Source organism: Bradyrhizobium algeriense (assembly GCF_003062295.1).
Taxonomy (GTDB): Bacteria; Pseudomonadota; Alphaproteobacteria; order Rhizobiales; family Xanthobacteraceae; genus Bradyrhizobium; species Bradyrhizobium algeriense.
In genome coordinates this window covers 79,017-98,443 of record NZ_PYCN01000026.1, presented here as the reverse complement: position 1 = coordinate 98,443, position 19,427 = coordinate 79,017, and the positions used below count along the sequence as shown (strand labels likewise).

At 59.5% G+C, this 19,427-nt stretch carries 18 protein-coding genes, 2 pseudogenes and 1 riboswitch; of the genes and pseudogenes, 12 read left to right on the top strand and 8 right to left on the bottom strand.

Going from position 1 to position 19,427, the window contains the following annotated elements:
• Window positions 1-254: 254 nt before the first annotated feature.
• Complete coding sequence (locus C7G61_RS33115; RefSeq protein WP_057854457.1) at window positions 255-890, bottom strand: GntR family transcriptional regulator; 636 nt, start codon at window positions 888-890, stop codon at window positions 255-257.
• Window positions 891-1,117: 227 nt separating this feature from the next.
• Here C7G61_RS33115 and bioB point away from each other — a divergent pair, with 227 nt between their 5' ends.
• From bioB to C7G61_RS33080, 7 genes and pseudogenes are all read left to right on the top strand, one after another.
• Window positions 1,118-2,113 carry a biotin synthase BioB gene (gene bioB / locus C7G61_RS33110; RefSeq protein ID WP_108521803.1) on the top strand — a complete coding sequence of 332 codons (996 nt, stop codon included), beginning with the start codon at window positions 1,118-1,120 and terminating at the stop codon, window positions 2,111-2,113.
• A 50-nt stretch (window positions 2,114-2,163) separates the two neighbouring features.
• A complete protein-coding gene (gene panD / locus C7G61_RS33105) occupies window positions 2,164-2,517 on the top strand; it encodes an aspartate 1-decarboxylase (protein ID WP_057846713.1) in 354 nt (117 codons plus the stop codon).
• A gap of 81 nt (window positions 2,518-2,598) precedes the next feature.
• Window positions 2,599-3,753 carry an 8-amino-7-oxononanoate synthase gene (locus C7G61_RS33100; protein WP_108521801.1) on the top strand — a complete coding sequence of 385 codons (1,155 nt, stop codon included), beginning with the start codon at window positions 2,599-2,601 and terminating at the stop codon, window positions 3,751-3,753.
• Window positions 3,750-4,382: a dethiobiotin synthase gene (bioD, locus tag C7G61_RS33095; protein ID WP_057854461.1), complete on the top strand. Its 633-nt coding sequence runs from the start codon at window positions 3,750-3,752 to the stop codon at window positions 4,380-4,382. The genes C7G61_RS33100 and bioD overlap by 4 nt, the downstream gene beginning before the upstream one ends.
• The gene (locus C7G61_RS33090; protein WP_108521799.1) at window positions 4,379-5,644 is read left to right on the top strand and encodes an adenosylmethionine--8-amino-7-oxononanoate transaminase; all 1,266 of its coding nucleotides are present in this window, start codon (window positions 4,379-4,381) and stop codon (window positions 5,642-5,644) included. Before bioD ends, C7G61_RS33090 begins: the two co-directional genes overlap by 4 nt.
• 823 nt (window positions 5,645-6,467) lie before the next feature.
• On the top strand, window positions 6,468-6,668 hold the full coding sequence (locus C7G61_RS44140) for a hypothetical protein (protein ID WP_145963732.1): 201 nt from the start codon (window positions 6,468-6,470) through the stop codon (window positions 6,666-6,668).
• A gap of 189 nt (window positions 6,669-6,857) precedes the next feature.
• Window positions 6,858-7,288 (top strand): annotated as a pseudogene (locus C7G61_RS33080) (3-methyl-2-oxobutanoate hydroxymethyltransferase); the annotation flags it as partial.
• 1,039 nt (window positions 7,289-8,327) lie between these two features.
• Here C7G61_RS33080 and C7G61_RS33065 read toward each other — a convergent pair.
• Both C7G61_RS33065 and C7G61_RS47590 read right to left on the bottom strand, forming a co-directional pair.
• Entirely contained in the window at window positions 8,328-8,591 is a 264-nt protein-coding gene (locus tag C7G61_RS33065) for a hypothetical protein (protein ID WP_145963731.1), read from the bottom strand.
• Window positions 8,588-8,785 (bottom strand): DUF6925 family protein, encoded by a 198-nt coding sequence (locus C7G61_RS47590; RefSeq protein ID WP_374226579.1) that lies wholly within the window; start codon window positions 8,783-8,785, stop codon window positions 8,588-8,590. Before C7G61_RS47590 ends, C7G61_RS33065 begins: the two co-directional genes overlap by 4 nt.
• 14 nt (window positions 8,786-8,799) lie before the next feature.
• On the opposite strand from C7G61_RS47590, the gene C7G61_RS47275 reads away from it, so the two are divergent.
• The 3 genes and pseudogenes from C7G61_RS47275 (at window position 8,800) to C7G61_RS33045 (ending at window position 12,641) form a co-directional block, all read left to right on the top strand.
• Complete coding sequence (locus C7G61_RS47275) at window positions 8,800-9,018, top strand: hypothetical protein (RefSeq protein WP_197427507.1); 219 nt, start codon at window positions 8,800-8,802, stop codon at window positions 9,016-9,018.
• 158 nt (window positions 9,019-9,176) lie between these two features.
• Window positions 9,177-9,372, top strand: a riboswitch (cobalamin riboswitch).
• Window positions 9,373-9,474: 102 nt separating this feature from the next.
• A pseudogene (gene metE, locus C7G61_RS33055) lies at window positions 9,475-11,806 on the top strand (5-methyltetrahydropteroyltriglutamate--homocysteine S-methyltransferase).
• Between the two features lie 631 nt (window positions 11,807-12,437).
• Window positions 12,438-12,641 (top strand): cold-shock protein, encoded by a 204-nt coding sequence (locus C7G61_RS33045; protein ID WP_057846719.1) that lies wholly within the window; start codon window positions 12,438-12,440, stop codon window positions 12,639-12,641.
• 522 nt (window positions 12,642-13,163) lie between these two features.
• Here the strand turns inward: C7G61_RS33045 and C7G61_RS33040 are convergent.
• The 5 genes from C7G61_RS33040 to C7G61_RS44135 all read right to left on the bottom strand — a co-directional run bounded on the left by C7G61_RS33040 (window position 13,164) and on the right by C7G61_RS44135 (window position 16,789).
• Window positions 13,164-13,853 carry a helix-turn-helix domain-containing protein gene (locus C7G61_RS33040; protein ID WP_108521790.1) on the bottom strand — a complete coding sequence of 230 codons (690 nt, stop codon included), beginning with the start codon at window positions 13,851-13,853 and terminating at the stop codon, window positions 13,164-13,166.
• A 118-nt stretch (window positions 13,854-13,971) separates the two neighbouring features.
• Window positions 13,972-14,367 (bottom strand): response regulator, encoded by a 396-nt coding sequence (locus C7G61_RS33035; RefSeq protein ID WP_108521787.1) that lies wholly within the window; start codon window positions 14,365-14,367, stop codon window positions 13,972-13,974.
• Window positions 14,368-14,452: 85 nt separating this feature from the next.
• Window positions 14,453-15,070, bottom strand: a complete 618-nt coding sequence (fixJ, locus tag C7G61_RS33030) for a response regulator FixJ (protein ID WP_057854466.1) — start codon at window positions 15,068-15,070, stop codon at window positions 14,453-14,455.
• A complete protein-coding gene (fixL, locus tag C7G61_RS33025) occupies window positions 15,060-16,595 on the bottom strand; it encodes a sensor protein FixL (RefSeq protein ID WP_108521785.1) in 1,536 nt (511 codons plus the stop codon). The genes fixJ and fixL overlap by 11 nt, the downstream gene beginning before the upstream one ends.
• On the bottom strand, window positions 16,592-16,789 hold the full coding sequence (locus C7G61_RS44135; RefSeq protein ID WP_145963730.1) for a hypothetical protein: 198 nt from the start codon (window positions 16,787-16,789) through the stop codon (window positions 16,592-16,594). The genes fixL and C7G61_RS44135 overlap by 4 nt, the downstream gene beginning before the upstream one ends.
• Between C7G61_RS44135 and C7G61_RS33020 the strand changes: the two genes are divergently transcribed.
• Window positions 16,782-17,222, top strand: a complete 441-nt coding sequence (locus C7G61_RS33020; RefSeq protein WP_108521783.1) for a CBS domain-containing protein — start codon at window positions 16,782-16,784, stop codon at window positions 17,220-17,222. The genes C7G61_RS44135 and C7G61_RS33020 overlap by 8 nt on opposite strands.
• A gap of 1,269 nt (window positions 17,223-18,491) precedes the next feature.
• The gene (locus tag C7G61_RS33005; protein WP_108521781.1) at window positions 18,492-19,211 is read left to right on the top strand and encodes a cyclic nucleotide-binding domain-containing protein; all 720 of its coding nucleotides are present in this window, start codon (window positions 18,492-18,494) and stop codon (window positions 19,209-19,211) included.
• The last annotated feature ends 216 nt before the right edge of the window (window positions 19,212-19,427 follow it).

Below are 19,427 nucleotides of genomic sequence, written 5' to 3'. Positions count from 1 at the left end.
CACGAACTCAAGGAGCGCATCATGGCCGGTATCGACGACGTCAATCGCCATCCGGTCATCCACACGTGGACCTACAAACTCGCCGACGCCGCCTGATATGATTCGAACCAAGAAAACGCTAATCTAGCTTAGGAACGAGCCCGCTGCAACGGCGGGCGGCCGCAAGCCGCCTCGCGCGGCAAGACGGTCGAAGGTTTGACCCTCTTGCGCTTCGCCCGCGGTCGGCAACGCAACTCGCCAGATCTCATTCCTGGTCAGGACGCGGGAAGGGCGAGGCGCTCAATCGTTTGAATGTGGCGCGCGAGCAGACTACAGGCCTGGTCGGTGTTGCGCGCTCGCAGGGCTTGCAGAATCAGGCGGTGATCCTGATTGGACCGCGGTCGCCAGCCGCTACTGCGCGCCACCGCGAACACGACTCGTGAATTTGCAAGCTGTAGTCCGTCGAGGCTCGCGAGCAGGCGCGGCATCGCGCAGGGCGCCACCAGCGCGTGGTGAAAGGCGCGGTTGGCCATTTCAAAGTCCTGAATCGTTTGGGCATTGTCTCCTTCAATCAGGGCAAGCTCGATCCGTGCCAAATGTCTAGAGGTGAGCTTTGGCGCCGCATTGCGCAACGCGACCACTTCGAGCGCGGCACGCATCTCGGCGATCTCCTTCACCGAATTGGTATCGAGCGGAGCAACCCGCATACCGCGACGGGGCACGCCGACGACAAGCTGTTGGGCCTGAAGTTGCCGAAACGCCTCGCGCACCGGGACGTGGCTGGAGTTGAATTCTCGCGCGACATGATCCTGCCGGAGTGGGGCGTCTGGTTGCAGCGCGCCGCTGACAATGCGCGCAGCGATTGCCGCTGCAATGCGACCCGCCATCGTCGTGTTCTCGTCGTCCGTCATAGATTATCTATCAAATTATGCGCCGGCCGTGCGCGACGACTCGGCCGTAGCAATCGAGAATGGCCTCTTTTTGCAGATTTTCTGCAATCCGGGCAGATTTCCGGGGCCTTTGAGCGTTGACACATCTTTATGTTCGTCTTGGAGAACGCATAGAAGGGCCCAACGGACGGGCACACATAATAAATAATCGACGTCCTTATCTATTAAAACTTGGGAAGGCAAGTTATATGGTTGCTGTCGTGGGAGTAGAAGGGAATGACAGGGGCAACGGCGTGCCGGTCCGAAGTGACTGGGAGCGAGCCGAGGCCGGCGCGCTTTATGGCCTGCCGTTTGCCGACCTGATGTTTCAGGCGCAGAGCATTCATCGCGATAACTTCGATCCAAACCGCGTCGAAACAGCAAGCCTGCTCAGCATCAAGACCGGCGGTTGTCCGGAAGACTGCGGCTACTGCGCGCAGAGCGCGCACTACGACACCAGCCTGAAAGCCACCCGCCTGATGGATCGCGCCGATGTGGTCGCCACTGCGCAGCGCGCCAAGGATGCCGGCGCGACTCGCTTCTGCATGGCCGCCGCCTGGCGCGGTCCAAAAGATCGCGATCTCGATCAGGTCTGCGACATGGTCACCGCGGTTAAAGGGCTTGGCATGGAAACCTGCGTCACGCTCGGCATGCTGACGCCTAAGCAGGCCGCACGGCTCTCTGAGGCCGGTCTCGACTTCTACAATCACAACGTTGACACCTCGCCGGAGTTCTACGACAAAATCATCACCACCCGCACCCTGCAGGACCGCGTCGACACACTTGCGCACGTCCGCGATGCCGGCATCAAGGTGTGCAGTGGCGGCATTATCGGCATGGGCGAGCGCCTCGAGGACCGGCTCGGCATGCTCGTCCTGCTCGCCAATCTGCCGAGCCATCCGCAAAGCGTGCCAATCAATCTATGGAACGAGGTCACGGGCGTACCGGTCTATGACACCGCGGAGCGCCCCAATCCGATCGCGCTGGTGCGCCTGATAGCGACGGCCCGAATCATGATGCCGAAGAGCGTGGTGCGGTTATCCGCAGGACGGCAGTACATGACCGACGAACTGCAGGCGCTGTGCTTTTTGGCCGGCGCAAATTCGATCTTTATCGGCGATGTACTGTTGACCACCAAGAACCCGCAGCGCGACCGCGACGCGAGTTTGTTGCACCGGCTCGGCATCACGTCCGGGCTTGCCTGATTGAAAACAGCTAAACGGGCGCTGTGCGCAAACTCCGGCTTAGGTGAGAAATGCAGATTACGTTGATGAAAGGCAAAATCCATCGCGCCTCGGTAACCGAAGCCGATCTGTACCTTGAAGGTTCGATTTCGATTGATCGGGCGCTGCTGGACGCGGCGGGATTCCTGATCAACGAGCGCGTCGAAATCTACAACATCGAAACCGGAGCGAGTTTCGCCACCGAGGTGATGGAAGCGCCCCGCGGGTCTGGCGCCATAGATTTGAACGGTGCGGCTGCGCGGCTCGCGATGCCCGGAGACAAAATTATTATCGTTGCATATGCCTCCTTTGATGAGGCGGAAGCAAAAATCTTCAGGCCGCGTGTTGTGCTGGTCGACGGAGAAAATCGCATCTTGTCACGTTGAAAGCTAAGGTCGCTGCTGAAGCAGTTGTTCTTAGCGGCCAATGGAATTCTTGCGCGATGGATCGTGACCCTGGAGTGAAGAATGAACGCAAACCACGCGGCCAAAGTTGCCGATTATGTCGCGGCCTTGCATGCCCTGAAACACGACAATCGCCTGCGGAGTCTCAGGCCGCGCGCGGGAATTGATTTCGCATCGAACGATTATCTGGCGCTCGCGAGCGCGCCGCGTATGAAAAAGGCTCTCATGGCCGCTCTCCAGGCTGGCACACCAATCGGCGCTGGCGGGTCGCGGCTTCTCCGCGGCAATTGCGAGGAGCACGAAGTTCTCGAAGCAGCCGCTGCCAGGTTCTTTGGGGCAGAGACGGCGCTTTTCTTTAGCGGCGGTTATGTCGCAAACTTTGCTATCCTAACAACGCTGCCGCAGCGGGGCGATTTGCTTGTCCTCGATTCGCTTGTGCACGCGAGTATTCATGAAGGAGCGCGAGCTGGCCGGGCCGACTTTCGGATAAGCGTCCATAATGACCTCCAGTCGATCGAAAACACAATTCATGACTGGCGGGCCAAAGGCGGAGTGGGCCGCGTCTGGATCGTGGTCGAAAGTCTCTACAGCATGGATGGCGATTTCGCGCCGCTCGAAGAGCTGGTCGCGATTGCGGACCGGCACGATGCATTCCTGATGGTGGATGAGGCTCATGCCACAGGCGTTTACGGCGAGCAGGGACGAGGACTCACCGCGCACCATGAAAGGCGCGAAAATCTCTTGGTCGTTCATACCTGCGGCAAGGCGCTGGGTACGGCCGGCGCGCTTGTCACTGCCTCCGGCGTGCTGCGCGACTTTATGATCAATCGCTGCCGTCCGTTTATCTACGCCACGGCGCCATCACCCTTGACGGCTGTCGCCGTGCGCGAGGCAATCTTGATCCTGCAGCAGGAACCCGAGCGTCAGCGACGTTTGGCCAACCTGGTCGCATTCACGCATCGGGAGATCGGCGTGCGCGGTTTGCGAAATACTTCGGACTCGCAGATCGTGCCCTATATTGTTGGCGACAACTCGCGTGCGATGCGGCTTGCATCGAGGCTGCAGGCTCGCGGCTTCGATATCCGCGGAATCCGGCCGCCAACTGTGCCGGCGGGCACAGCCCGTTTGCGAATTTCACTGACACTCAACGTTGTGGAGGACGACGTGCGCGCGATGCTCGATGCTCTCATAGAGGAGACGAGAGGTGAATCTCGATGAGTCAGCGGATCGTGGTAACAGGCACAGATACCGGGATCGGAAAAACGGTTTTTTCTGCGGGACTCGCCGATCTCCTCGGCGCGAACTATTGGAAACCGATTCAGGCCGGCCTCGAAGGGGAGACCGATACGGAGCTCGTCGCACGGCTGGGCAGCCTCTCAGCCGATCGCATCGTGCCGGAGCTTTACCGCCTTCGAACGCCCGCTTCGCCCTATCATTCCGCCGAAATTGATGGAGTTCGCATTGACGCGGATTCGCTGGATGTGCCGGATACCGGGGAACGACCGCTAGTGATCGAGGGTGCCGGCGGGCTGATGGTGCCGCTGAGTCTCGGCGCAGTTTATGCTGACGTCTTTGAGCGATGGCGGCTTCCAGTCGTGCTTTGCGCAAGAACAGCGCTGGGCACCATTAATCACTCGCTGCTGTCGATAGAGGCTCTGCGAAAGCGCCAGATCGAGCTTCTTGGGATTGCGTTCATTGGCGAGAGAAATTCTGAGACTGAGAGCGCAATTTGCGAGATCGGGCGGGTGCGTTGGTTAGGGCGATTGCCCTGGCTTTCTCCTCTCACGGCAGACACGCTGCAGGCCGCGTTCAAGGCCTCATTCCGCGGTGATGATTTCAAGCCATGATGCCAAAGACGAAGTCGCCGATCTGGCATCCGTTCACGCAACACGCGCTTCAAAACGAGATGACAAAGGTTGTGCGTGGTGAAGGGGCCTATCTCCACACCGCCGATGGTCGCCGCATCATCGATGCAATCTCATCCTGGTGGGTCGTGACGCATGGTCATTGCCATCCACATATCGTGAGCGCCATCCGGGAACAGGCAGGCAAGCTCAACCAGATCATCTTCGCCGGCTATACCCACGATCCGGCCGAGGAGGTTGCGGCGCTACTCTTGAAACTGGCACCCCGCGGCCTCGACCATGTCTTCTTCTCCGACAGTGGCTCAGCCAGTGTGGAAGTGGCCTTAAAAATGGCACTCGGCTACTGGCATAATATCGGCAAACAGCGAATACGCATCATCGTGATGCAAGATTCCTACCACGGCGATACGGTTGGGGCGATGTCGGTCGGTGCCCGAGGCGTGTTCAACGCTGCGTATGGGCCGCTGCTGTTCGACGTCACCTCAATCCCATTCCCCGCGGGAGGTCGTGAGCAGGCGACGCTCGACGCGCTCGAGTCCGCATGTCGAAACGAAATGCCGGCCGCCTTTATTGTGGAGCCTCTGATATTGGGGGCAGGCGGGATGCTGATGTACCCAGCCTGGGTGCTAAGAGAGATGAAGCGGATCTGCGAGGCCTCGGATGTCCTGTTCATTGCCGACGAGGTCATGACGGGCTGGGGCCGCACCGGAACGTTATTTGCCTGTGAGCAGGCCAATGTCACGCCCGATATTGCGTGCTATTCGAAGGGACTTACGGGAGGGGCGCTTCCGCTCGCCGTGACACTCTGCCGCGCAGATATTTTCGGCGCACACTATTCGAAAGATCGTACGCGTACGTTCTTTCATTCGAGTTCATATACCGCGAATCCTGTAGCCTGCGCCGCCGCAAAGGCCAACCTGGATCTCTGGCAAGATCAGGAAACTCGCCAACGTGTTGCATCGGTCGCCACGATGCAAGAGCAGGCAATTGAGCCATTCCGCGCCGACCCTCGCTTTGCAAACATCCGTCAAACTGGTACCATTACGGCACTCGATCTGAAAACGAATGATGCGGGCTATCTCGCGGGCATCGGTCCGAAGCTTCAGGCTTTCTTTAAAGCCCGTAATCTGCTGCTGCGGCCGCTCGGCAACACGATCTATGTGATGCCGCCTTATTGCGTCACGGCGATAGATCTTGACCAAATCTATGCCGCGATCAGGGATTTTGCCGATGCGCAGGCTTGAGGACGCGCTTGGTGCGTGTAGCCACCATTAAACGTCTCCGCACGTTCTCTAAGGAACGCGAACACCTCGGATTCCCCTAGGCAGCCGCAAAATCTACATCTCACCCAGCCCACAGTGACCATGCATTTCGAGCAGCTGGAGATAAAAATCGGATTGCCGCCCTTTGACACCGCAAAGCACGAGGTGGCAGCGACGAGATCGGGGCGAGTGCTAGCACACGCACCCCATCAGCAAGGCCTGTTGAAATCGGTCGAAGAAACGCGTGCGAGCGCAGGATTTAACCGTCAACGCGCCGCTCATTGCATCAATCAAGACGAAAATATTCGTTACAGATTGGAAATCTCAGCGAAGGACTCCGATTGAGCCGTCGCTTCACCAGGGAGGCGCACATCAGGGTCAAACTCTTGCCCCCAGCGCCCGTACCTACCGCGAGACTTGGCATCGCCGACGCGGCATTTCACGTGCGGGCGTGGTGCTGAGGCGAAGAAAGTGCAGGGGCTATCCACCTAACGCCGATAGGAGGCGAAAATGCGCAACAGCTCCCAAATTCCCTACTACGGTCCAGTGAGGTGCTGTGCGATATGCGGCGGAAAGTTCGGGCTGATCCGCTACTACTGCTGGCGAACGGCCCTTTGTTCGAACAAATGCGTCGACCACTTCAAGGCGCGGCGGGAGGCCGACCACAGATGGCTTCGCTGGTTGCGAGCGGCTTAAATGTGGCACCGAGTCGCGGGAGACAGGCGCGCGGCAGAAGCGCATTAGCGGAGTTGACAAACTTCTCATTAGAATTCGGTGTGACGCTAGAGTAGCATGGAAGCATCAAGTGACAGACACGTCGGCAACAATCATCGACTTCACTGCTTACAGGATGAACAAGCGTGCTGCGGCTGAGCTGTCGCGCGACGAAGTTTACTCGACCGCGCCCTATCGAGCGGTCGCATCCTTCTATTTCTTCTGGCCTTTTCTGGCCTGGATCCCGTTTGGTTTGCTGGATCTGCCCGCGTCGGACCAGGAGCCTTCGTGAGCAATCCCCGGACGCTGCGATGGGAATTAGCGACAGAGATGGTTGCGCGACGACTAACGTTTGTGCGTAGTTCTCCAATTTTGGAGAGGCAAGATCCTTCCTTCCCTCTACCATTGACGGTTTTCTCTCGACTTCCCTAGGAATCATTGGCTGCAGGGATACGGGGCGAGCGATCGACCGGGATCTAAAATGAGCCACAGTTCGGAGCAACCTCTTGAACGTGTCGCCATCCAATGCTGCAGCGGTGGACAGTGGAGGGACGTCGTGTCGCCGGGGCACAGCGTACGAGGCTATTACGACACGCATCGTCGACGTCATCCTGGCCGGAGATAGCGTTGGCAACGTCTGCCTCGGATTCGGCAAACACAGTGCCGGTCAGTGGCCATGGGAATTATTACTTAGATGCGGTTGCGCGCACACAGGCCAGACCCATGCCTTGCTTCTGGCGGAACGCCGGAGGCTTCCTTCAGCGTGGCAGCGACGCCGTGAAGCTCAAGGGTGGTGCCAAGCGTGTCGAAATGGCGCGTGCCTTGGTCGATTCCGAAATTCCTATGACGAACCGTCTCGGCCTCACCCCTCAGAGCGTTAATGTCATGGGTGGATCCAAGGTGCAGGGAAGGAAAGCCGATGAGAACCAACCGACTGAGTGCTAAGAAAAAACGGAAACTTGCACTGGATAGGTGTTTTCGTGGATGAGCAGTTTTTAAAGGACCGGGCCCAGATCATTCGCGATCTAGCGGACAAGGCAGACCCTTTCACCAGAAAAAGGCTGCTGGACCTAGCGGAACGGTATGACAGACGGATGAGACCGACGGTCTCAGATGACAAAGCACGGCGCAACTAATTGGTCGTCTGGAAGTATTCCGACGGACCTGGCGGCTCACGGTTGATTCGATGTGGCCGATTTCGTGAACTCGATATACATGAGCGACGCTCTGGAGTCCGCTTGAAGATACCCGACCGCAACCTTTCTTGCAGAGCCGCTCGCCCGAAGACGCGAAGGCAGCTTATTACAATTACGAAGACGTCAATCGCCGGCCTTGCGGAGGCGTCCTATTCGCGAAATCAAATCGAAAATTGGATGGGTGACCGTACGCCGGCATTTACGAACAACTCTTCGCCAAGGGGCTAATGACCCTGTATCTGCGCGAGAACCTACTCGCACCATGCGTTTTTGCGTTCAAAGCCCATTGAATCCTGCAAGTCAATCTCTTGCTGGAGGCAGAAAAAAGGCCGCGCGAATGTTACGCGCGGCCAAGTCAGGGAGGAAACGCCCCAAGGGGCCGCTGAAGGAGCATCGAGATGAGTAGATCGATCACTCACCGAGAACTCCAAGCTTGTGAGAACATCAGTGTTACGAGATGCCCTTTTAGTCGTCTCTAGTCGCGCGAACAAATGATCGAATACTCGAGTTCTTGCGCCGTTTGGCGGTGATTTTTGCGCATGTGTCGCATCTTTTGTGCAAAGATGATCAACTGGACGCAGCGTGCAGCTCAACGCATCGGTCGGTCTACCGCGATAAGCCCGGATGCCTAGGGAGGTCACCGTTTCCCTTCGTTGTTCAGGAGGGATGGTCATCTCGGCGACACTCGTCACGTGTTTCGGTGATCTATTATAGTCTGTATGTAACGTACACTGCGAATTCAGAATCTTGAGCAGCTACAGGCCGATAGGGATGTCAATGTAGCGCATCGATGGGTCGTCGGCGTCCACCGGACCGAGCTCGTCCCAGGCCGACAGCCAAGCCGCAAGCACTGCCGATGTCTGCTCCAAGGCCTGCACCTGGCGAAGCGTCACGCGGAATATGGCGCAGGCAAAATGGTCGTTTCGGAGTGCGACGGTGGATGGTTCAAGTCCGCAGACGACGGAATGGATGACATGCCGCTCGAAGGCCACGAGATCGGGGTTGCCCGTAACTTTCAAGCAAGGGCCTGAAAGGTGATGCGGCAGTCATGCCTGAACGGGCGTTTTTGGCCAAGGTGGTCGCGGAGCGGATGCAGGGGATAGAGATGCGCGCAGGTGGGCAACCCTCGGGCAATGGCTACGTCACTGCATGGGTACGGCGATGCGACAGTACTTTCGGCAAAGATATGGGTGTGCCTCGCGATACAGCACATAAGCGCGTGCAGAGTTGGAGGCGGGCGCCTACCGATTTTCCCGGCGCGCTCAACACCGCGGAAATGTTCCTGCCTTTGCCGAGCGGATGCCGGGCGTGCCGCTGCTCGCCAACATGACCGCCTTCGGCAAGACGCCGTTGCTTTGCGGTGGCAGAATTCGAGGTAACTATTCAATGGTGATCTGGCCGGTGTCTGCGCTGCGGGTGGCTAACAAGGCGCAGGAAGATCTGTAAGCTGCGATCGCGCGACCACGGCACCCACAAGATTGTCGATCGAATCCAGACGCGCGCCGAACTCTATGCGACGATCGGGCCGCACGACGACGAGGCGCTAGATGCCTCCGTTGTCCAGACGATCGCTCCCGAGAACCGAACGGAACGGCCCTCTTGCAGGTAATCGGAGATGTCGAGGCTCTCCGGATTGATCCGGAGCTAAGAGGGAAGCCGGTGCGATGCCGGCGCTGCCCCCGCAACTGTAAGCGGCGAGCCGCTGTCCAATAGAAGTCACTGAAGCCACGCGGCTTCGGGAAGGCCGGATAGCAGCGACGACCCGCGAGCCGGGAGACCTGGCCCGACAACATATTCGTCCACGGGCGGGGTGTCCCGGTGGTGCGCCAAGCAGTTGCCGCTTCGGCGGCTTTTTCTGCACGCGTCCGCCATGGCCTTTGCTCCCAACATAGGGTTGAAGCTATGTCTCTTCTCTCGATTCCTGTCGCTACCCTCGGCACGCCGCGCATCGGTCCGCGCCGCGAACTCAAACTCGCGCTCGAGAGCTATTGGGCCGGAAAGTCTGACGAAACGCAGCTTCTTGAGGCTGCGGCTGCGCTTCGCGCCGCCAACTGGGCGCGGCAGAAATCGCTCGGCGTAACCGTTATTCCTTCAAACAACTTCTCGCTTTATGACCATGTGCTCGATACCAGCGTGATGGTCGGTGCCATTCCGGAAATTTACGGTTGGAGCGCAGGCCCTGTTTCGCTCAAGACCTACTTTGCGATGGCACGGGGGCGCACAGCGCGATGACCATGATGCGAATTGCGGTCACGCCGAGCACGGCGCCGCAGCGCAGGAGATGACCAAATGGTTCGACACCAATTATCACTACATGGTGCCGGAATTTCACAAGGACCAGACCTTCACGCTTTCCTCTCGCAAGCCGATCGAGGAGTATGAAGAGGCGAAAAGCCTGGGTTGTCAGACGCGCCCGGTGCTGGTTGGTCCGGTCACCTTTCTGAAGCTCGGCAAGAGCGCAGATCCTGCATTCGATCCGCTGTTGCTCCTCGATAGGCTGCTGCCGGTCTATGTAGATGTTCTCCGCGAACTCACCCTAAGGGGCGCCGAGTGGGTGTAGCTGGACGAAACATGTCTGGTCCTGGACCTCGACGACGCTACACGCGACGCGCTGCGCCGGACCTACGCCCACCTGGCCAAGAAGGTTCCCGACCTCAAGATCATGCTCGCTACCTATTTTGGAACGATCGGCGACAACCTGGAAACCGCTTTGACGTTGCCGGTTGCGGGCCTTCACATCGACCTGGTCCGCGCCCCAGAGCAGTTGAGCCCGATTGTCGCCGACGCTCGAAGGGATATTGTCCTCTCTCTCGGCGTCGTCGATGGCCGCAATGTCTGGCGTTCGAACCTTCCAGCGGTGCTCGACCGGCTCGAACCTGCCGTCGCAAAGCTTGGCGAGGACCGCGTGCAGATTGCACCCTCATGCTCGCTGCTTCATGTCCGATCGACCTCGATCTCGAGACCGATCTCGATCCCGATGTGAAAAGCTGGCTTGCTTTCTCCGTCCAGAAGATCGGAGAACTCGCAACGTTGGGACGCGTGCTGGCTAAAGGCTGGGAGGAAGCGGCGGATGTACTTGCGGCCTCAGAAGGCGCGGCCGTCACGCCCGAAACGTCGCCCAACGTTCACAATGCGAACGTCGCCAAGCGAATGGCTGCAATCGATGACGGCATGCGGCGTCGTCGCAGTTCTTTCGCCCGGCGCGCCGAGGTTCAGCGCGCGCGGTTCGGATTGCCGACATTACCCACGACGACGATCGGATCGTTCCCGCAGACGGCGGAAGTTCGCAAAGCCCGCGCGGCCCATGCGCGGGGAACGATGAGCGACGCACAACACGAGCAGTTTCTCAAAGAGGAGACGGCACGCGCGGTGCGCTGGCAGGAAGACATCGGTCTCGACGTTCTCGTGCACGGCGAGTTCGAGCGCAATGACATGGTGCAGTATTTCGGCGAGCAGCTGTCCGGCTTCGCATTCACCAAGCATGGTTGGGTTCAGTCCTACGGCTCGCGTTGTGTCCGGCCGCCCATCCTTTTTGGTGATGTCTCCCGGCCGAAGCCGATGGCGGTGGAGTGGTGGCGCTACGCGCAATCGCTGACCAAGAAGCCACTGAAGGCGATGGTGACAGGACCGGTGATGATCCTGAACTGGTCGTTCGTCCGTCCGTGATGATATTCCACGGAGCAAAGCATGCCGTCAGATCGCGCTAGCGATCCGTGACGAGGTGATCGACCTCGAGAGGTCCGGCGCGATGATGATCCAGATTGACGAGGCTGCGCTCCGAGAAGGATTGCCGCTGCGCAAGTCACAATGCAAGACCTACCTCGGCTGGGCCGTAGACAGCTTCCGCATTTGCTCGTCGGGCGTGGCCGACGAGACCCAGATCCACATCCATATGTGTTATTCCGAGTTCAACGACATCATCGATGCGATCGCGGCAATGGATGCCGACGTCATCTCGATCGAGACGTCGCGGTCAAAGATGCAACTGCTTGACGCCTTCAAGAGCTACAAATATCCGAACGAGATCGGACCCGGCGTTTACGACATCCATTCGCCGCGCGTGCCGGACGCGGCCGAGATGAAGAACCTCATTGCGCTGGCGCGGCAGCGGCTTTCCGATGCGCAGCTCTCGATCAATCCAGATTGCGGCCTTAAAACGCGCCGATGGGATGAGGTGCGTCCCGCGCTCATCAATATGGTCGCCGCTGCCCGTGAATTGCGGGCGGCGTCCTGATCCCGAGGCAATCGCCGATGTCCGGCGTCTTTTTTCACAGGGAGCGCCGATGCGTTTCTGGATCAAATGCACCCGCTTTGGAAAGGAGGAGCCCTGTTGCGTGAATTTCTCGCTTGTCGAGGAGATGTGGCGTGATGGCGAGAAAACGATCCTGGAGTTTGTCGGAAGCAACGCCCAAACGATCGAGGTGAACGAGACGCCGGACGAAATCTCTCGATCCATCTCGGTGGGGTTTATTGAGTCGAGTGTTGCAGACTTTGGGAACCGGAACCGGCGAAGTGTCGGTCGATTTGCGAACGGGCGATGCGCATCCGGACGGGCATGCTCTTGCCTGGTCGCGTGAGATCAGGCCGGAGAACGCTTTTGCTCCTCGTCTCGCGAGCGAACCGTCGTCGTTCTCCTGAGACAGGGCGATCTGTTCGCGCTGGAAGATCGCTGCGCCTATCCGGCAGGTGCCATTGTCGAAAGGCGTCGTCAGAAACTGCCGGCTGCATTGCTGCTACCACGGCTCAACGCGGCGGAGTTGGCGCACTAAAGCTAATCCTAATTCCGCAAATCACTTGAGGCGAGCAGGTCTGTCGAGTTTAATGATCTGATACGCCGTTAATTTATGTGATTCGGAGAGAAGAACATGCCCCAAGGCAAGGTGAAGCTGTTTAAGGACGATAAGGGGTTCGGCTTTATAGCGCCTGATACCGGCGGTGAAGACCTATTCTTCCACGTGAGCAGCTTGTTGCCCGGTGTAACGCCCAAGCAAGGAGACCGCGTCAGCTATGAAATCGGTGTAGACCGCAGGACCGGACGTAGTCGAGCCGAAAAGGTCGTGATCGGTTGATCATAGAGACTTGGGCAGAGTCATTCCCGGCCACCATACGAAGGCTTTCTTATCACCGGCGTTCCAAAGCGCCTCTAGCTTCTCCCACTCCATGAACCCGCAATCCCAGTCGCCCCGCAATCACGCCTTTTCATTAGGACCGAGCAAGTCCTTATATTTTCGGACAGGCATTAGCGGTTACCTCGCAAGGTAAGTGGCCAGGTCTCGGCAGGCGGTGCAACATCAAGCCCCTGCTCGCGGACCAAGCGGGCGGACGCGAGGCGGCGATCGCGTTCAATTGCGATCTCCCGTCGGCTGCGCTCCCGTTACCTCGACCCGGTCGGATGCAACGTCCAATCGGGAACGCCATGCATCTCGCGAAACTTTCGTTTGGAGACATCTATAGCCTGCGCATTGTTTTGGCCTCACGCCCGGCATCACTGGATCTTTGTCAACACGCCGGAACGCTTCAGGTTGGAGCGACTGCTTATTCACATCGGCCAACCTGAATTCGCTCGACTTGGCTTCGCCATATGAGGCCGATCAGATATCCATGGTGCGCAGGCGCTGGTGGTTGCGCAGCACGATCTGGCGGGCACCGGAAAAGCCCAGCACGCCTTCGTCGTTCAATTGCGACAGGGCACGTGACACCGTTTCCAGCGTAAGCCCGAGATAATCGCCGATGTCGCGGCGGCACATCGGGAGCGCCATCGTGCCGGCCACCGTAAGGCGGCGATCCATCTCCAGGAGGAAGTTGGCGACTCGTTCCATCGCGCTTTTGCGACCAAGCAGCAGGATGTGCTCCTCGGCGCGCTTGAGGTCATCAGCCGTTATGGTCCAGAGCTTGTGGGCGACCCGGACGTCGGTGCCGGCCGCATGTTCGAGGCTGCGGCGCTTCACCAGGCGCACGGTGCTGTCGATGATGGCTTCGGCGGCCAGGCGGTGCTTGGTGCCAGACTCTAGCCCGAACACGTCGCCAGGCAAATGGAACGCGCCGATTTGACGACGTCCGTCGGACAGCAGCTTGTAGGTGCGCATCGCGCCGCGAACGACCTGGTAAACATACTCCGCCGGCTCGTCCTCACCGTAGATTTCCTCGTCCTTGCGGTAGGTGAACTCCGTGGCGATCAGGCCAGCATGGCCTGTGAGGCCGAAAAACGGTTCGACAGGCCCAAACGCGCCGGGAGCGGCTCGGTTGACGTTGAGGGACGGGGCGATCGATCGGGTGAGCATGAGCCATCTCCTGTGCAGCGGATGGCGAATTGGTAAGTGGAACAAAACGGCTGGGAAATTTCGCTTCATGCCTTAGGGGCAATGCCTTAAGTAGAATCCCGGAGCTGTGTGCCGGTTTTCAGGACGCCGAGGGCCGCTCCGTGTTGATCGCGTCCCAGATATGGGAGGAAAGGCTGTCCTCGACATGCGGCTTGACCAGCACATGGCGAATACCGGCGACTGCTGCTTTGGCCGGAATGGACGAGTCGGGGTGACCGGTGATCAGGATGATCGGCGTATCGATATCGCGCCGGCGCAAGAGACTGGCAAGGTCGATGCCGCTCATGCCCGGCATCTTGTAGTCGATCACGAAGCAATCGACGCCGCCCATAGTCATGGCGTTCAGGAGCGCCTCGCCGCTGCGGAAAGTGCGGACACAAAAACCGTCGGTTTCCAGGAGAAAGCGCAGCGATCCGAGCACATCGGTGTCATCATCGACGACGTAGACAAGGGGCGTTCTGTTAGGAGAGGGCATCACAGGCTTTATGCGGCTTTCTGATCAGCCATGCGGTCGATCAGAGCATCCATAAGGCCTTCCAGCGGGCCCGACTTGATTCAGCTCAATCTTTAAGCGCCCCGGCTCGCATGGCGAGGCGGACGAGTTCCGAAAGACTCGAAGCCTGCATCTTGGTCATCACGTTGGCTCGGTAGACCTCGATGGTGCGCGGGCTGATATTGTAGTCGCCTGCGATCATCTTATTGGATAGGCCAGCCACCAATCCCTCCATCACCTGCCGCTCGCGCGGGCTCAGCGAGGCGACCCGCGCGGCGATGTCCTGCGTCATTGCCTCGTCGCGGGCGCCGGCTTCAGCCTGCCGGAGCGCGGCGTCGATCATCGCGACCAGGCGGTCATCCTCGAACGGCTTCTCCAGGAAATCGACCGCACCGAGTTTCATCGCCTCGACGGCGAGGGGGACGTCGCCATGGCCGGTCACGATGATGACGGCCAAGGAGGCGCGGCTCACCTTGAGGCGCTTTAGCAACTCGACGCCATCGATGCCGGGCATGCGGACATCCGAGACTACACAGCCGAATTCGATGGTGGAAAGGTGATCGAGGAATTTCTGCGCCGTCTCGAACAGACTGACCTCAAAATCCGCGGAATCGAGCAAGAAGTGCAGCGAGTCACGCATGGCCTCATCATCGTCGATGACGTAGACATTTCCTCTAGTTGCCATCTGTCAAACTCTCGTTGGGTGCCGCCGGCAGGGTGAAGCGAAACGTCGTGCCGCCTGCGTGATCGGATTCGGCCCACATCCTGCCGCCATGGGCCTCGATGATGGAGCGGCTGATCGACAGCCCGACCCCCATGCCCGTTTCTTTGGTCGTAAAGAAGGTCTGGAACAGGTGCTTCTCCACATCTTCGGGGAATCCGTGACCGGTGTCGAACACCGAGACTTCGGTCATGTCCCCGTCGATCGGCCGGTTAGAGACGATGAGCTCGCGCCGTGCGGACTGGGCCATGGCTTCCAGCGCGTTGCGGAACAGATTGACCAGCACCTGCTGGATCTGGACGCGGTCGACCAGGACATGGTCATGCTGCGGGTCCAGGCTGAAGCGGATCCGCACGTCCTGTTCGCGCGCACCGGCTAGGCCAAGCGCGCCGGCTTCTTCGATCATCTTCGAAAGGCTCTCGACGCGCTTTTCGGATTCGCCGCGGGCGACGAAATCGCGCAGCCGCCGGATGATCTGCCCGGCGCGGATCGCCTGTTCCGCGGCGCGATCCATCGCGTTCTCGATTCTAGCGCGATTCGGATCGGGGCTCGCGGCAAGCAGCCGGCGCGAGCCCTTCACGTAGTTGCTGATGGCAGCAAGCGGCTGGTTAAGCTCATGTGCCAATGCAGAACCCATCTCTCCCATCGCGCTCAGCCGTGACATGTGGACGAGCTCGGACTGCAATTCCTGCAGCCGCGCCTGGGTCTGCTGATGCTCGGTGAGGTCGCGGACGAAGCCGGTAAAATAGGGCATGCCGCCGGATTGCATCTCGCCGATCGACAGGTGCATCGGGAAGGTGGTGCCGTCCTTGCGCTGACCGGTGACGATGCGGCCGATGCCGATGATGTGCCGTTCGCCGGTGGCGACGTATCGCGCCATATAGCCGTCATGGCGTGAACGGTCGGGCTCGGGCATCAGGATGCTGACATTCTGCCCGATTGCCTCGCTCTGGATGTAGCCGAACTGGCGTTCCGCCGCGCTCGAGAAGAACTGCATGATGCCGCGGCTGTCGATGACGATCATCGCGTCCGGGATGGTCTCCAGTATCAACTGCAGGTGCCGTTCGCGCGTGCGCAGGTCCTCCTCGAGCCGCTTCTCCTCCTCGAGGTCGAGCACGACGCCGGAAAGGTGGGACGGAATGCCATCCTTGTTCCTGATGACGCTGCCGCGGGCGCGGACCCAATGGCTGCCGCCGTCCTCGCGTCTTAGCCGGTAGGAGAGGTCAAACGAGGCGCCGGTCTCGCGTGAACGGGAGATCGCCTGCTCGGTTCGCTCGCGGTCCTCAGGCTCGAGCAGCGAAAGGAACAGGTCGTAGCTGACCGCAGCGGCATTGGAAACGCCGAACAGTTTTCGCGCGATATTCGACCAGAACAACTCCCTGGTGGACAGATCGATATCCCAGCCGCCGACGCCAGCGCCCTCGGCACCCAGCCGAAAGCGCTGATCGTGGCTGCCGTCGTCACACGGGAAGGGGGCTATGCCGCTCAATTGTCCTTTTCCAATTCCGGAGCGCGGATTCGGTTGAGATTTTCCCGATTATGGGCCGAATGCCCGGCCGCACTCAAGGGCGAGAAAATATGTACGATCGCGCTGATTTCATCCGTTTGACCTCGCTCAATATGCGCGGCCGCCCCGCGTGCTTGAAGTGGCGCCGTCGACAGCGAGGATTTCGCCTTGTACAAGTTTCTCGAGCAGACGGTTGCCGATTACATGACGCGCGAGCCTAGGACGGTTGCGCGCGATATGACGATGTGCGAACTCGGCGATCTCTTCGAGAAGCAAGATTTCAATGCCTATCCGGTCATGGACGGATCGCAGGTGGTCGGCGTCATCTCCAAGTTTGACTACCTGTCCTGCTTCGTTTTCACGCCGGCGCGCATCATCCCGCGCTACCGCGACCTGATGCAGCGGACTGCCGTTGATCTAATGACAGCGGAATTCATTTATGTCGCTCCCGAAACCAGGCTGACCCGCGTGCTGGAGCTGATGGTCAACCACCGACTCCGCAGCATGCCAGTGCTCGACAGCGAGCAGCGGCTTGCCGGCATTATTTCGCGGAAGGACGTGATGCGGGCGCTGCAGGATTGCGCCACGGCGGACGCTGACCGAGTCTGATCGCAGCAGTGCCGCGTATGACCAGCAGTCGCTTGAGGGTCAATGAGTTGAGCGGCTCGTTCGGATCGGGCGCGCCATCCTCCGAAGTAACCCGGCGGCGAATGTGGGCCATCTGGATTGTCGTGTTGAACTGCGATGTCTGGTAGAGCATTGGTTCGTGTGGGTTCTATAGCGGCCTTCCCTCTCCGGGGGCCAGAGTTCAGTCGATTTCGAGCAACGCAGCCAAACGTTCGCAGCACTTCGATGAGCGCGAATCGGGTGCTCGCCAGGCATGTCTTGATCGGTCGTTTCTCCCAAGAGGTGCTGCGCGGTCGATCAGCCAGTACAACGCCAGGGTGACTGGGCACCATCGGCAGCATGGCCTCGAAAGGATAGTCGCACACGCGGCTGGTGACTCCAACACGAAATCCGAGATTGGATTGATCCGGACAGTCCAAACCAACACAATATTCCACAATTCGGATTGGTGAGGTGGAACGGCACTGCCGCCTTCCGCTCCCTCGCGGACCCCGCAGGGCGGCGACCCGATCAGACCGCCGATCGAGACATATTCGCCGGGAGCGAACGCTCGTCCTTGCAATGAATCGGACTTCGTGGGCCAGGCGGAGTGAGGAATCATAGTGTAACACCCAGCCACCTCCTTGACGGCGAACGAGTTGGCCGAGGGCGTTTTCCTCATAGGACCGCATTTTGCGAAGCGGCACGCTTCGCGGCGGGCCCGCCAGAATTGGCGTCGATCCTGAAGTCATCGTCCAGCGGCGCAACGATCACATGGCCGGTGCCCGCGCCGCCTTCGGGGCGACCTGGCTGTTGCGCAGGCTCCAGCCGGATCTTGCGATAACTGCGATGGGAGGGAGGGAGGGTTTAAGAATCGGCTTCAGGGAGGGTTTCTTCGTGGCGATCTTGCTCTGTTCAACAGGCAGCTTAAGTGGGAGCTGGCTAGCTGCGGGCTTGGTCAGGCCTTGATAATGATGCTGACCACCGGTACGAGCAGGCTGACTGTCCGTTCAGGGGATGGTGCAGCAGGCCCGAGACCAGCGATAGCTGGGCGCCTCGATCTGGAGCGCGTCAAGCGAGGTGCCGTGGATCTCAGTGGCAAGCTCGAGCTCGCGCCCTTAACGACCTACGCGGGGCGCGGAACGACGCAGCTTCAGGGCGTCTCCGGCGATTGATCTGCATCAACAACACCTCATCCCAGGACGCTACACTGCATCGACCGGCAGGGAAACGCGCCCATGAGGCGCCTGCAGGCGGCAATCGGAGGGACGTGTGAAGATTTCGGTTTTGGGGGAAGGAACGCGTTGTCGATTGTGTCACGATTGCACGGCGAGGGGCTTTGCCATCTGCGCAGCGCTCGACAAGACCGAATTGCGCGAATTGGCGCAGCTGTCGCGGCATGTTCGTTTTGAATCAGGCGCCACCGTGTTCGCACAGGCAAACATAGCAACGTCGTTCTTCAGCGTGCATGCGGGTACCCTGCGCCTCTACAAGCTGTTGCCGGACAGCCGGCGGCAGATCGTCGGTTTTGCATTGCCAGGCGATTTCCTCGGGCTCCCCGGCTTGCCGCGCCACGAATTCTCCGCTGACGCGATCGGCCGTGTCACGCTGTGTCAGTTCTCCAAGGAGTCGTTCGCGACATTCGCCGAGAACCGGCCGCAGTTGCTGCGCCGCATGATTGAATTGGCGGGCCGCGAGCTGGCCCGGGCACAGGAACATATGGTCTTGCTCGGACGGCGCTCCGCCGAAGAGAAGATAGCGAGCTTCCTGATCGGCTGGCGCGACCGACTGAGTGGAATTGGACGTGGTGGAGAAATTATGCCGCTGCCGATGAAAAGGCTGGACATCGCGGATCATCTGGGGCTCACCATCGAGACGGTGAGCCGTACCTTCTCGAAGCTCGAACGTGATGGTGTGATCCAAACCTTTGCGAGTGGCGTCGTCCTGTTGGATACCCCGCGCGCCGAAGCCTTGTCTGCGGGCATAAGTTGAAGCGCGTCGCGTTGGGTTCTTTTGTCCTAGTTTGATCAAGATCAAAGACGCCTCTGTTGAAACGGCGATATATTCGCATCAGCTTCAATGGAGGTCGTCATGCCCGCCGATGCGCTCTTGGTTTCCGCAGCCGTCATCTCGGTCTTCGTGATTTTCGCCGCTGCTCTTGCTTGGGCCAGTGTCCAATCACCAAGGTCGCATCAGGCAACACCGGGA

Excerpts from the sequence above, each read along its gene's own strand:
- C7G61_RS33100 (WP_108521801.1), top strand. The coding sequence starts at position 2,599 with ATGAACGCAAACCACGCGGCCAAAGTTGCCGATTATGTCGCGGCCTTG.
- C7G61_RS47590 (WP_374226579.1), bottom strand. The coding sequence starts at position 8,785 with ATGTGCTGTATCGCGAGGCACACCCATATCTTTGCCGAAAGTACTGTC.
- panD (WP_057846713.1), top strand. The coding sequence starts at position 2,164 with ATGCAGATTACGTTGATGAAAGGCAAAATCCATCGCGCCTCGGTAACC.
- bioD (WP_057854461.1), top strand. The coding sequence starts at position 3,750 with ATGAGTCAGCGGATCGTGGTAACAGGCACAGATACCGGGATCGGAAAA.
- C7G61_RS33115 (WP_057854457.1), bottom strand. The coding sequence starts at position 890 with ATGACGGACGACGAGAACACGACGATGGCGGGTCGCATTGCAGCGGCA.
- bioB (WP_108521803.1), top strand. The coding sequence starts at position 1,118 with ATGGTTGCTGTCGTGGGAGTAGAAGGGAATGACAGGGGCAACGGCGTG.
- fixJ (WP_057854466.1), bottom strand. The coding sequence starts at position 15,070 with ATGGCAACTAGAGGAAATGTCTACGTCATCGACGATGATGAGGCCATG.
- C7G61_RS33045 (WP_057846719.1), top strand. The coding sequence starts at position 12,438 with ATGCCCCAAGGCAAGGTGAAGCTGTTTAAGGACGATAAGGGGTTCGGC.
- C7G61_RS33090 (WP_108521799.1), top strand. The coding sequence starts at position 4,379 with ATGATGCCAAAGACGAAGTCGCCGATCTGGCATCCGTTCACGCAACAC.
- C7G61_RS33040 (WP_108521790.1), bottom strand. The coding sequence starts at position 13,853 with ATGCTCACCCGATCGATCGCCCCGTCCCTCAACGTCAACCGAGCCGCT.
- C7G61_RS33035 (WP_108521787.1), bottom strand. The coding sequence starts at position 14,367 with ATGCCCTCTCCTAACAGAACGCCCCTTGTCTACGTCGTCGATGATGAC.